Here is a 12,237-nt window from a genome sequence, read left to right on the forward strand (position 1 = left end):
TCGGCTGCCTCGTGAATGTTGGAGAACTCGATATACGAGGAGCAGGCAGAGCTTCGAATATCACCACTTCCGCAGCTTGCGACAACTAGGAGGATGGGGAGTGCTACCCCCATCCTCCTAGTTCCGTATCGGTCTAGTTGCACCAGTAGAGGAAGTCGATGCCCAGTTGATCGCCTCGACCCAAACTGCGCAGACTGGTGTCGCAGTAACCAATCGAGGGCTTCATCACCAACCCACCGCTCGGACTTGTGTGATCGAGGCCGAAGGCGTGTCCCCACTCATGCGCTGTCACTCCCCTGAGGTCGTAGGTGGACCCGGAACAGATGCTCGAAGAACTCCAGGCCTACTAGTGGAGTAGACCATGTCCGACTCCAAAGCATCCCCGAAGCTGTTGTACCAAGTGCAGATGGTGGCGAGGATGCCGCTTGGGCGAGGCCCCCACCCGACTACATTCTGCCGACTCCGGGTGCTACCGCCGTAATAGGATTGAGATGAACGCACGGCACGTGGTCAGCGTCGGAGCGGTCAGGGGCGTGGCCGACAGTGTGCGGCGGCACGCCCGGACTTGAGAGACCCGCCCTAGTCGACGACCGACATCGACTCGCTCTGGAAAACCGCCGCCGCAGGCCAGTCGCCACACACCGCCCCGAAGCCGGCCAGCAGTTCCGCTGTCGGTCCGGGGGCCTCGATCAGAACAGCCACGGCCGGCGGGCACGGCCCGTCGCCATGCGCGAAGGCGAACGCGGCCGGCCCTGCGGCGGCAGTGGCGGGGACGGTCACGTCGACCGTGGCGGTCAACCGGTGCCCGGTGGCATCTGTCCGCGCGAGCTCGAGAGACTGGTCGGCCTGCAGGAAGACAACCGCGACGTCGGTGTACGGCCTCTCCTCTTCGCCACTCCCGTCATCACAACCGGAACGCAGCCATTCGCCCGAGACGGTCACCGTCTCACCAGGACTGGCGGTGGGGGCGGAGATCGAGAGCAGTGGACCGACGCAGGAGTTGGCTACACCGCCACCCCCGTTGGCTGCGCAGGCACTGGTCACAGCGGCCAGCGTCACCGCGAGCAGACCGGACCGAGCCCGCAGGCCGCTCATTGGCTGCCGGCGTCGCCCTGGGCCGCCGTCAACGCACATGCCCTAGATATAGACCCCGCGCTCGGCGAGCCAGGCCCTCGGATCCACTCGGCTGCCATCGAGGCCACCCTCGAAGACCTCGAAGTGCAAGTGGGGCCCCGTCGACTGACCGCGGTTGCCCACCAGTGCGATCGTCTCGCCGGCGTCCACGTACTGACCCTTCTTGACGAGGATCTTCTCCATGTGCCCGTAGACGGTGACGTCCCCGTTGTCATGGAGGATGTAGACGGCCAGCCCAAAACCGCTGGCCGAGCCAGCCCGCAGCACCACCCCGTCAGCCGCGGCGTACTCGGGCGTGAGCATGGGGGCGGCGAAGTCGAGGCCGTAGTGGGTCGTTCCCCAGCGGGCGCCATAAGAACTGGTCAGACGTCCGTTGACGGGGAGCACGGCCTTGGGGCGGGCTGCTTCTTCTCGAGCGGCGCGGCTGGCGGCCAGTTGATCGAGGCGCTCAGCGACCTCTGCTTCGTTGATCTGCAACCGGGCGTCAGGCTCGGTGGGCGCCTCGATGGCCGAGCCCTCGTAGGGCGCGATGCTGGCCGGCTCGTGCGCGTGCGCTAGGGGCGTGCCGAGCCCGTAGCCGCCCTCCCACAGGCCCGCCACCACAGCCCCCAGCGCGAGGGCGGTGAGGAGGAGGGGACCCCGGCGACCCACTGGCGGGCCGGTCCGCCGCCTTCGCGGGCGTGCCCTCGCAGCCAGCGGCTGTCGACTCATGCGCCCTCCTCATCCGTCACCGTGAGCGCTGACGAGGCTACGAGAAGTCGACCCATCCCCTAAGAAAGCTAGTAGTCGGCGTGTCAGCCGACCGGCTACCGGCCGTCCCCCACCGTTGCCAACAGCCGAGCCCCCACCACCGTCGGGACGCTGGGGTGCCGCTGGCCTGCAGGCGAACAACGTCCGGCTGTCCGCAGCGCGTGTCAGATGAGGGCGGTGTGACCGTCGGTCAGGCTGACGGGGTCGCCGTGTCGTCGGGCGCCCGCTCGGCTTGCTGGATGTGCTCAGGCACCTTTGCCAGTTCGGACTCGACCGTGTCCTGAGCGACCTCTCGGACGACCTTGCGCTGACGGCGGCGCTGTAACAGGCCGCCGGCCAGTGGCTCGTGTGTGAGCGTGATGGTCACGTCCGTGCCGCTGTCCGGAGCGTCCGCCAGGTCGATGGTCGTGACCCATACCTCTGGGGTGAGCTCCAGCCGGGTTGCGACCCGGTGCTCGGGCTCCCACTCGACCACCCGACCACGGGGTGCACCGCTGGGTGGCTGCTGGCCTTCGAGACGTCCGGGAACGCAGCGGAACTCAGTTCCCTGCGACGTTCCGGAGCCGTCGACGACATAAGACACGTCGCAGACTGCGCAGTAGGGCTGCAGGACGGCCAGCGCCCGCCAGACGCGTGCGCGGGAGAAGGGCACGCGGTCTGTGCCCTGAGCAACGGTCAGCCAGCCCGGCACTCCACCAGCCTGCGATGCTCCCGTGCCGGCCGATCCAGCAGGTGGCCGGCGGTCGCCTCGCGCGGTCACTCCGAGTCCCCCTCAGCGAGCAGTGTGTCCAGGGCAGCTCGAAGGTCGTCCTCAGACACGGTCGCGATGTACACCGCGGCCACGCGTCCCGACCGGTCGAGCACGATCGTCGTCGGGACGACGTTGGCCGGGAAACCACGAAATGCCAGGGCGACCTCGCCGCGAGGGTCGAACATCGACGGGTACTCGACGCCGATCGAGTCGACGAAGGCCTGCGCGAGTTGACGTTGGTCTTTGACGTCGACCCCCAGGAACTGGACGTTCTCGTCCTTGACCTCGCCGTAGACGGTCTGGAACTCGGGCATCTCCAGCCGGCAGGGCGCACACCACGAGCCCCAGAAGTTCAGAACTGTTATGTCGCCCGCCAGCGAAGCCGAGTCGAACTCGGACTCGTCCAACAACTCCCCCGCGAAGGAGGGCGCTGACCGCCGTTCCGCCTCTGGGATGACCTGACCGAGCGGGGTGCTGCCGGTGAAGTCGAACTCCCCCGACCCCTCTTCGTCGGCCGCGTTCCCGTCCGGAGGACTCGAGCAGCCGATCAAGACGCCGAGACCAGCCAAGCCGAGCACCCCAAGAGCGTGCCTGCGAGTGAGGTGGCTGCTCACCGCGACACCCCTCGCCGCGGGTCGCGCAGCGCTGCACGGCCCCGTCGGCGCGCTTGCAGTTGGCACCGGATCGTCACGCACCCTCCTCGTCACTCTGCATGCAGCCGGCAAGGCCGTCGGCCCGCATCAGGCAGGTTCTACGAACCAGCTTAGGAGCAAGGTCGACCCCTCGACGGCCGGGGCGCGCCCACCCGACCTCTTGGTCGGCCAGAGCGTTCAAGGAACTCGTGCGCCTGCCGTTCCTACTAGGGAACGTAGGACAACGGCAGCAGTGCACGAGGGAGCGACATGTTCGGGTGGGCACGAGGACGCAGCGCGGCACGACGGGGGTCCGCGATGACCCTTGGCCTCACGGCGGCCATCGCCATCCTGCTCACCCTGCCCCAGACTCCCGCTGTCGCCGCACCGGCGAATCCCAGCGACGACAGCTTGTCCGCCGCCCGCTCAGCACAGGATGCCGCGGCGGCCGAGGTCGGAAGGATCTCCGCACTGGTCGCCGTGGCGGAGACGGATCTCCAGCGAGCAGGCTTGGTGGTGGAGGCTGCGAACGACGCGTATCGCGAAGCCGAAGGGCGACTCGATGAGGCAACCGCCGCCGCAGCGGCTGCGGCCGACGAACTACGAGTCGCGCAAGCGGCAGTGTCGACGGCTCAGGCCGACGTCGCGACGCTCGGTCGCGAGAGCTACATGCGGAGCGACTCGATCAACAGCCTTGCGGCGCTCGTCAGCGCCGACGGTCCGACCGAACTCCTGGACCGAGCAGCCACCCTGCGCCTGCTGGGCGACCAGCGCACCGCCACCCTGGAGGGACTCCGCGTCGCCGAGGCTCGCCAGGCCGATGCGGATGCAATGGCGCGCGCCACTGTCACCGAGCACCAGGCCGCGGCCGCAGAGGCTGAGGAGTCGAAGACGGAGGCCGAGGCCCAGATGGCCGTCTTCCAGTCGGCCATGCAGACCGCAAGTGCGCAGATGAGCGCCTATCAGCAGCAGTTGCAGGAGGCAGAGGTCGCGCTCCTGGCGCTGCAGGGACAGCGGAACGCCTACCAGGCGTGGCAGGACGAGCAGTCGAGACAGCGGGCGGCCGAGCAGGCTCGGGCAGCCGCGGCAACGCAGGCTGCCGCGGAGGCTGCCGCCCGTGCGCGACAGGCCCCGGCCCCGGCCTCGTCGAGCAGCACGCCCGCCAACGGCGTCCGGACACCTGTGGTCATCGGCTCAGGGGTCGCCCCGACCAGCGGTCAGTTCAGCACCTGCTTCGAGACGCGCTGGGGTGTCATGCACAAGGGCCTGGACATCGCTGCGCCGATCGGCACACCGATCTACGCACCGGTGGCCGGCCGAGTGATTCGGGCGGGCAGCGCAACCGGCTATGGCCTCGCCGTGTACATCCAGCACGACGACGGCTCCGTCAGCGTCTATGGACACATCGACGGCTTCTTCGTGACGGCCGGCGAACGGGTCTCTGCCGGGCAACTGATCGCTCAGGTCGGCAACAGAGGCCAGTCGACCGGCCCTCATCTGCACTTCCAGGTCAACACCGACGGGTTGCACGCCGGGGCGATCAACCCCGTGACCTGGCTTGCCCAGTACGGGGTGTCCATGGGCGGCCGCTGCCGCTGATCGGCCATCCCGACGCCACCCCGACGACCGCTACGGACCCAGGTGGATCGCAGGATGATCGGAAGGTGCGAGGTGCACTCGACGCCGACCGAGAGCGGCCATCGACGCGATGTCGCAACATCCATACGTATCACCGAATAGAAGTGTAAAGGATTCTATTCGTTCTGCCGTATGCTTGAGTCGTGAGCGTGGCTGAGGTCCGGGATGTGAGCGTCAAGGAAGCCGCCGCCAGGCTGGGCGTCTCCGAACGCCGCGTGCAGGCGCTGATAGAGGCGGGGCGTCTTCCTGCCCGCAGGGTGGGCCGAATGTGGCTGGTACCGGTGGCCGACCTCTCGAGAGTCAAGTATCGAAGCCGTCCGTTGAGCCCTCGGGCTGCGCACGCGGTCGTGCGCAGCGTCTCCGGCAAGCCGTCCCTGCTGGCTGGCAGTGAGGCAGCGCGCCATCACAGTCGGATGGCGGCGCTCGTCGCCGACGCGGATCCCGCTGCGCTGCTCCGCTCGTGGCTGGCAGCCGTGGCACCTCCCGTACGTCGCTTGGCCGTAGCGCCCGCAGACCTCTCCGACCTCCGCGCCGACCGACGCCTCGTACCGGGAGGGATCAGCGATCCTCGATCCGGCCTCGCGGTCGTAGATGAGTTCGAGGCATGGATCGCGGCCGAGGACGTGGATGCCGTCCAGCGTGAGTTCCTGATGGTCGACTCTGCAGAGCCGAACGTCGTCCTCCACATCGCCAACGACCCGGTTGACAGCCCACTGGACTTGGGATGGCTGCTCTCCGACCTGGCGTCCCGCGGGGGTCCGCGCGAGGCAGCGGCGGTAGGACGCCTGCTGCAGGACGTGAAGCCGCAACTTGAGGCCGAGCGCCCCTCGCCTCGCGCCAGGCGGTCCGCTCCATCCGCAGACGTCGACGTAGCCCGAGCGCAGGCACGTGCAGACCGAGAGGCTGCCCGTGCGAAGAAGGCGGAAGCCGCGGCACGCCAGGCACTTGCGCGCGCCAAAGCCGCTCGCGCCGCGGCTCGCAAGGCGGAGCGGGCAGCAGCGGAGGCGGCTGGCCGGCGTAAGACCCTCGAAGTTGGTGTCGGATGAGTGAGCCCGTCGTCCTCCCGCCGATGGCAGGCGCTCTTGGGGAAGCCTGGGTTGCCATCTTGGAGATCGCTGAGCGGCTGCCGGAACACTGGACGCTCATCGGAGGCCAGATGGTCCTGTTGCACTGTTGGGAGCGCGAGCGGCCACTGGCGCGCCCCACCACCGACGGCGATGCCGTTCTCGACGTCCGCGCCGTGCCAGCGATGCTCGACGTCTTCACGCGGGTCCTTCGCGACCTCGGGTTCACCTCCGCGGGCGTGAGCGCTTCTGGGCACGAGCACCGGTGGCTACGTGGGGAGGCCCAGATCGATGTGCTGATCCCTGACAACGTCGGCGAGCGAGCGGCAGCCCGGACGGGCGCCACCGGATCGACGACCATCCGGACGCCTGGCGGCTTGGAAGCCCTGGAGTACAGCCGCCCGGTCGCTGTTCGCAGCGGGGACCAGCAGGCCGAGGTTCCTCGTCCTCATCTCGCGGGAGCCCTGTTGACCAAGGCCCGCGCGTATGGGGTCTTCCTCGATCGCGATCGTGATCGTCACCTGCTGGACGCCGCGGTCCTGACCTCGATGCTGGAACGCCGCGACCTTCCAGATCTGGCCGCCATCACCGCGAAGCCAAAGCGGCGGCGGACGTTGATCGACCTGCTGGCTCGCTTGTCGGAGCGAGGGGATCTGTGGGCCGGTGTCGAGGGAGCCAGTGACGGGATCGAGCGGCTACGGACTGCGCTCGGTCAGTGAGATGGTCGACCGGCCGAAGCCGTCGATCGTCGTCGTCAGTAGTCCGTCGCGATCCAGCACGAGCACCTCGTCCGCCGCCGCGAACAGTCGGTAGCTGAGGTACTGCACGTCCTGTGTCACCACCCAGAGCGACCCGAGATCAGCGAGCCGCGCGAACACCCGGTCGTTGCTGGCGACGACGAAGCGCCGCACGCCGGCTCGGCTGGCTCGCTTGGCCTGACGGAGCAGGACGAGGTCGGCGCCTTCTGGTCGGCGACCGCCGGAGAGGGCTCGGATGCCCAGCCCCTCCAGCGCTGTCCGGCAGGTCCGAATGACCCGGTATGCGCCGCCGCGACGCGGGGTGACTGTGGCTCGACCAGGCGGCTCAGCGCTTCTCCGACCTGGGACAACCTGGTGAGGCCGGGCGCGACATTGTCCAGGTCCCACAGCAGTGCGCTGACCGGCGCCCCTTCGGGTGCTCCCTCGCTCTCCGCCATGCACGGACGATGACGGACACGTGTGACACTTCCGAGTCGCGACGACGACCGATCCGCCAGGAGCGGGCCCGCGCGGACTCGATCGCATGTGCGGCAGGCGAGCCTGGACCACTCCCACCACAGGGAATGCCGTGCTCGTCGAGACCGCGTTACTGGAGGCCCCAGTCCAGCACATCCGGGCTGGCGAACCGGGGCGCACTCCAGTCGGCATCCACGGCAGCGCGTGTTCGCACGTACATCGGGACCTCGCCCCAGGGCAGGACCTTCTGCACGTGGATGGTCGCCAAGGACGCATCCGCGAGCACGTGACTCGTGACGTCGTCGGAGTCGTCCAGTGACCAGACCACGATGGTGGGCGACTCCGGGCGGCTTCGGGCCAACTCGGCGAGTTGATCGGCCCAACCTCGGCTTCGACGACCTTCAGACGCACCTCTGGTGTCGGTCTCCGACCAGGGAGCGGCAGCCCCATCAGCGATGCCGACCGTTGCATCGTTCCCGTTGTCCAGGATCAATGCGGCCGGACCGAAGCGCCCGTCCATGAGCCCTGCACCGTGGCGCAAGGCATCGACCGTGCCCCATTCCGGTTCACGCTTCCCCGCCGACCACCGAGATCGCCGGACTCGAACATCGTCGGCCGCAGCGTGAACGTCCAGGACGTTGAGGAATCGGTCAGGCGTCTCGTAGAAGCCCCTGGCCGGACCGGGACCGTCCGGGAGTCCCGCGCGCATGTACACAACCGGCTGACGGGTCTCGATGAGGTCGAGGATGAGGCGACCGACGATCGTGGCCCAATCTGAGCGGCAGCCCCCTCCATTTGGGCGCAGAACGGTGGTCAGATGCCCTTTGGGGAGGTGCAGCAACGCGGGCCAGAAGGAGGGCACCGCCCAACAGAGAGTTCGCTGTGCGGTCACGCGCTGACAATCGGCACACCCGGTGGCTCTTTCTCAGAATCGACCGATGCATTCTCTGGCCGCCTCGATCACTCGGTGACCGCCGATCCGCAGGCCAGCCCAGGCGAGCGGGTTGCCGACGCTCCCAGCGCTAGGCTCGCGGCGCCGGGACACCGCTCCCTTCCTGGCGCCGTCGACGGAGGGCCGGATGACCAGTCCTGCGAGGCTGGTCGCCACCCTGCTGGCGGTGACGCCTGCGGAGTACGTCCGCTTCACGGCTGACTGGCTGTCTCGCGCCGATGACCTCTTGCCGCCGCCCCCATTTGCAGGTGCGCCAGTCATCGACGCACTCGTTGCCGCGGCCGCAGAACACGCCGCCCGGGAGTCCGGACGAGGTGCTCCGACCTGGACCAACGAGCCGAGTCGCTTCCTCGCGCACCCATGGTGGGGCGGACGACCTTTGCCCAGCCAGTTCGATCTGGCCGTCGTCCGGCTGGTTCCCCACTCTCTGGTCCCCAGGCTGTGGAGGCAGCGCTATGCCCGAGCCTGGCTCTACCGTCGAGGCGTGACGACCACGCCACCGGCCTTCCGCAGGCGCGGCTTGATCATCGGGCAGGAGTCACTGACGTCGATGTGACCGCAGGACTCGGTAGCGAGGAGTCGAGACGCTGGGCCCCCGGCCCAGAGCAGCCGCCCCAGCGGGCGCTTGCGTGGCAATCCACCCGAACGAGTGACGCCCAGTGAACGTCTGGCTGCAACACGCTGCCGATTGCACTGCCCATGTCGCACCGCTCGAACCCGATCGCACAGGAAACGCTCGACGCGTCGCCGGTGGTTGATGTAGCGTTTTCGCTACACGGCCCAGCGGTGTCCTTCCCCCGCCCGCTCCAGCAGACAGCACGGCGCGCTCCCGACGCCCGCGCTGCTGGGTGTCACCTCCACGCCGTCCGCACGACTCTGCTCCGGACGCATGGCGGAATGGCGGTGGGTTCCTGATGGCGAAGCCACGCGCAGTCAAGCGCAACCTGACCCTGTCGCCGGACGAGGCCGCCCAGGCCCGCCGGTCACCGCACCTGCTGCCCACCACCGACGCGGAGCGCGCAGCACCACTGCGGTCGTACACGCCTAGGTTCGGCCCTCCGCCCACGGCAGATCTCCGTGAGGTCCTGATCAGCCTCGTCACGGCGACGCCGTTCAAGACCGCCAAACGAGACCTCGACCTGATGGCCGCCCTCGCCGACCTGGCTGGCTATGACGCCAACGTGAACGGCTCATTCGATCCGCACCGAGCCCTGGCCGAGGCGACCCTGACCGCGTGGTGCAAGACCGTCCTCCAAGCCCGTGGGGTCAGCGCCCGTTCACAGGGCGACTACCTGTCGCGGGTGCGAGATGTCGCGCGCTTCAACAACCTCCTGCCGTTCCGGTCGACGCGCGAAGCAAAGCCCCGCGGGGTCGCCAGCCCACCGGCCGACAAGCGCGCATGGGCACGAGCACTGGACAACGCCCAGCGACTCCCCGCCGATCTCTGCACCGACGTCACGATGGTCGCCGACCTGACCTTCGGTGCGGGCATGCGTGCTGACGAGGTCGCCCGCGCCCGTCGTGACGACCTGTACCTGCTCGCGAACGGTGAAGCCCGCATCACGGTGACCAATCACCACGGTGTCATTCGCGAGGTCCCGATCGGCCCCTACCCCACCCACCGGATCGTCGCCGCGCAGCGTCGACCTGACGAGTTCCTCGTCCGCCCCGAGCACGCACGGGACAAGGTCGTGTCCGCTCTTCTCGCACGCGCCGCCAAGACCGTGCCCAGCGTCAAGTTCGACCTCATCGCCGCCCGAAACCGCTGGATCGTCGACCTCATGGCCAACCCGATCCCGTTCGCGGTGATCTGCCACCTCGCAGACCTGGCCGCGGGCGGCCACACGGCCCAAGACCTCGTCGGATTCGCCGGCACGCCACCTATGCACAAGATTGAGGAGTACGTCCGGGGGACCTGGCGATGATCCGACCACCACAGGCGCGCCTGAACATCCTCGCAGGCCCCTTCACCTACGCGACCCAGTTCATCGACCGCTCCGGCGCCGTGCCGCTCGTCGAACAGTGGCTCCTCGAAGACAGCGCCCCTCGAAGCGAGGCCAAGGCCACCTCGGCTTCTACTGGGGCCTACTCGGCACGCGCACTGCTGATCGGCCTCTATCTACTGATCATCACCCGCCAGCCGATCAGTTGGGCGTCCCTGCTGCAGATGTACTGGTTCCAACTCGACCGCCAGCAGATCACCCAACTCGGGCTCGCCGAGACCATCGACCCCGAGCGCCAGCGCTGGCTGACGTCCTTCACCGCGGAGATCGACACCCGTTGGCCCAAGGAGGCGCTCGCCATCCAGCAGTCCGAGTACGCGCGGCTCGCCCGATCGCTCGACCGCACGTTCGACACCATCCGCTGGAGTCCGCACGACCGCACCGGAAAGAAGACGAACGCAGAACTCAAGAAGCGCATCCGCACCCTCACCGACGAAGAACGAGAGGTGATGACACAGAAGAAGGAGCGCCACGACCTCCTCGTCAACACGCTGATCGCTGCAAGCGTCGACCCATCTCTCCTCAGTTCCCATCGCGGCGACATCATGTTCGACGAGGTCGTCATCCGGACCGCCAAGCCGAATGGCAAGACAGGGACCAAGGCGCAAGCACGACACACCGGGAATCCCGACGCCGGTTGGTTCATGAAGAAGCAGGAGATCTCCTCAGCCACCTGGGGCCACGGAGCGACCTTCATCATGGCAACTCACCGCCCCGGACAGAAGCGGATCCCCATCGTCGTCGTGGGCATGAGCCTCGGTAAGCCGACCGGCGGTGACGTCGACGAGACCATGCTCGCCATCGAGTACGCCGAGAAGACCGGACTGCTGACCCCACGCGCGGAGAAGGGCCGCTCACGATTCGCGATCGCCGACCTGGGTTTCACGCGCAAGTCGCGCATGAACGAGAACCTCACCGCCAAGGGCTACTACCTCGTGCAGGACTACCGCGACGGCGACACGCGCCGCTTCGAGTTGCAGCGGCCAGCCAACACCTCGACCAACGTCGAGACAGGGGACGAACTCCGTATCGTCGACAACGGACCTACGCTCTTCAACGGCGTCCTCATCTGCCCGGGTTTCAGTGCGGCCACCAAGGATGCGTTCAACCCCCTGTCCGCGACTGCAACCGAGGCTGAGCGTCTCGCGCACGAGCAGCGAGAGGCGCAACTGCTCGCTGGGCGAATGCACCCCAACGGCCGCCCGGATCCGGCCCGGCACACCCGTCGTGGACGGCCAAGCGCTACCTCACTCCCGATCGAGACGATCGGGTATCGCGTCCAGGCGCAGTGCCCGGCCGCCTCGGGCCAGTGCCGTTGCCCGATCGTCAGCGACAGCCTGGCCCTGGGCGCGGAGGTGCCGTCAGTCATCGACGAGCCCGACATGGCCAACCTGCCCTACGTGTGCGCGAAATCCATCTCTCCCGTCCTCATGGACGTGAAACAGTTCAAGCAGTACGGGGTCCACTTGTTCGGCAGCGCCGAACACAAGAAGTTGTACGGCTACGCGCGTAGCCTGAACGAACAGTGGCACAGCCAATTCCGTGCTGATCACACCGGCGGCATCGACGGAGCAGTGTTCAACACCCTGGGCGTCGAACGCATCGGCGTGATCATCGCCCTGGCCGTCGCCGAGACGAACCAGGCGTCGCAACGCGCGTTCCGACACAAGCACGAAGACCGGGACTCGCTCGCCGCGGCCTGACAAGAGACAGAAGCACTCCCGGTCCGATGACCGGGGGTGCTTCTGCATTCACGATGTGACGCAATAATCTTTGACTTCGCCGGGCGCGATTCCTCGACACTCAACCACTGACTGCGCGCGGCGACCTTTCTCGCCGAGACTGCCACGCCACGATTGACCCCTTCCACGCGCCACTCAGAGGCTGCGGCGATTGCCCGGCTGCCGAAGAGGTCGTCGGCCACAAATGTGTGACATCTCGGCTGTTAATCTCTGACACCCCGGAGCGAACGGCCGCCACCACCTGTATCGTTCAACCTCTCACCCTCATCTCCCTGCCTGACCGGCGCGAAGACGCCTGGGCCGGACACAGCGACTTCCCGAGCTGAGCACAGGGAACTCCCAGGGTCGCGGCGCACA

12 protein-coding genes are annotated in these 12,237 nt (G+C 67.8%); 5 read left to right on the top strand and 7 right to left on the bottom strand.

The genetic code is table 11. The features are described from left to right. Positions 1-133: 133 nt before the first annotated feature. From ACJTNH_RS12015 to ACJTNH_RS12035, 5 genes are all read right to left on the bottom strand, one after another. A complete protein-coding gene (locus tag ACJTNH_RS12015) occupies positions 134-325 on the bottom strand; it encodes a matrixin family metalloprotease (RefSeq protein ID WP_458176041.1) in 192 nt (63 codons plus the stop codon). A gap of 254 nt (positions 326-579) precedes the next feature. Further along, complete coding sequence (locus tag ACJTNH_RS12020; protein WP_458175906.1) at positions 580-942, bottom strand: hypothetical protein; 363 nt, start codon at positions 940-942, stop codon at positions 580-582. A gap of 195 nt (positions 943-1,137) precedes the next feature. After that, on the bottom strand, positions 1,138-1,737 hold the full coding sequence (locus ACJTNH_RS12025; RefSeq protein WP_458175908.1) for a M23 family metallopeptidase: 600 nt from the start codon (positions 1,735-1,737) through the stop codon (positions 1,138-1,140). A 337-nt stretch (positions 1,738-2,074) separates the two neighbouring features. Then, complete coding sequence (locus ACJTNH_RS12030; protein WP_458175910.1) at positions 2,075-2,575, bottom strand: SRPBCC family protein; 501 nt, start codon at positions 2,573-2,575, stop codon at positions 2,075-2,077. A gap of 65 nt (positions 2,576-2,640) precedes the next feature. After that, the gene (locus tag ACJTNH_RS12035) at positions 2,641-3,249 is read right to left on the bottom strand and encodes a TlpA family protein disulfide reductase (protein WP_458175911.1); all 609 of its coding nucleotides are present in this window, start codon (positions 3,247-3,249) and stop codon (positions 2,641-2,643) included. A 336-nt stretch (positions 3,250-3,585) separates the two neighbouring features. Here ACJTNH_RS12035 and ACJTNH_RS12040 point away from each other — a divergent pair, with 336 nt between their 5' ends. From ACJTNH_RS12040 to ACJTNH_RS12050, 3 genes are all read left to right on the top strand, one after another. Beyond that, positions 3,586-4,866: a M23 family metallopeptidase gene (locus ACJTNH_RS12040; RefSeq protein WP_458175913.1), complete on the top strand. Its 1,281-nt coding sequence runs from the start codon at positions 3,586-3,588 to the stop codon at positions 4,864-4,866. Between the two features lie 182 nt (positions 4,867-5,048). Then, positions 5,049-5,951 (top strand): helix-turn-helix domain-containing protein, encoded by a 903-nt coding sequence (locus ACJTNH_RS12045; protein WP_458175915.1) that lies wholly within the window; start codon positions 5,049-5,051, stop codon positions 5,949-5,951. Further along, positions 5,948-6,688, top strand: coding sequence for a hypothetical protein (locus ACJTNH_RS12050; protein WP_458175917.1), 741 nt, complete (start codon positions 5,948-5,950; stop codon positions 6,686-6,688). Before ACJTNH_RS12045 ends, ACJTNH_RS12050 begins: the two co-directional genes overlap by 4 nt. Here ACJTNH_RS12050 and ACJTNH_RS12055 read toward each other — a convergent pair. Both ACJTNH_RS12055 and ACJTNH_RS12060 read right to left on the bottom strand, forming a co-directional pair. Further along, entirely contained in the window at positions 6,665-6,880 is a 216-nt protein-coding gene (locus ACJTNH_RS12055) for a hypothetical protein (RefSeq protein ID WP_458175919.1), read from the bottom strand. The two genes, ACJTNH_RS12050 and ACJTNH_RS12055, sit on opposite strands and share 24 nt — an antisense overlap. A 433-nt stretch (positions 6,881-7,313) precedes the next feature. Beyond that, entirely contained in the window at positions 7,314-8,075 is a 762-nt protein-coding gene (locus ACJTNH_RS12060; RefSeq protein WP_458175921.1) for a hypothetical protein, read from the bottom strand. A gap of 974 nt (positions 8,076-9,049) precedes the next feature. Between ACJTNH_RS12060 and ACJTNH_RS12065 the strand changes: the two genes are divergently transcribed. After that, positions 9,050-10,060 carry a hypothetical protein gene (locus tag ACJTNH_RS12065; protein WP_458175923.1) on the top strand — a complete coding sequence of 337 codons (1,011 nt, stop codon included), beginning with the start codon at positions 9,050-9,052 and terminating at the stop codon, positions 10,058-10,060. Then, complete coding sequence (locus ACJTNH_RS12070) at positions 10,057-11,841, top strand: hypothetical protein (protein WP_458175925.1); 1,785 nt, start codon at positions 10,057-10,059, stop codon at positions 11,839-11,841. Before ACJTNH_RS12065 ends, ACJTNH_RS12070 begins: the two co-directional genes overlap by 4 nt. Positions 11,842-12,237: the final 396 nt, after the last annotated feature.

The organism is Modestobacter lacusdianchii (genome assembly GCF_054177765.1).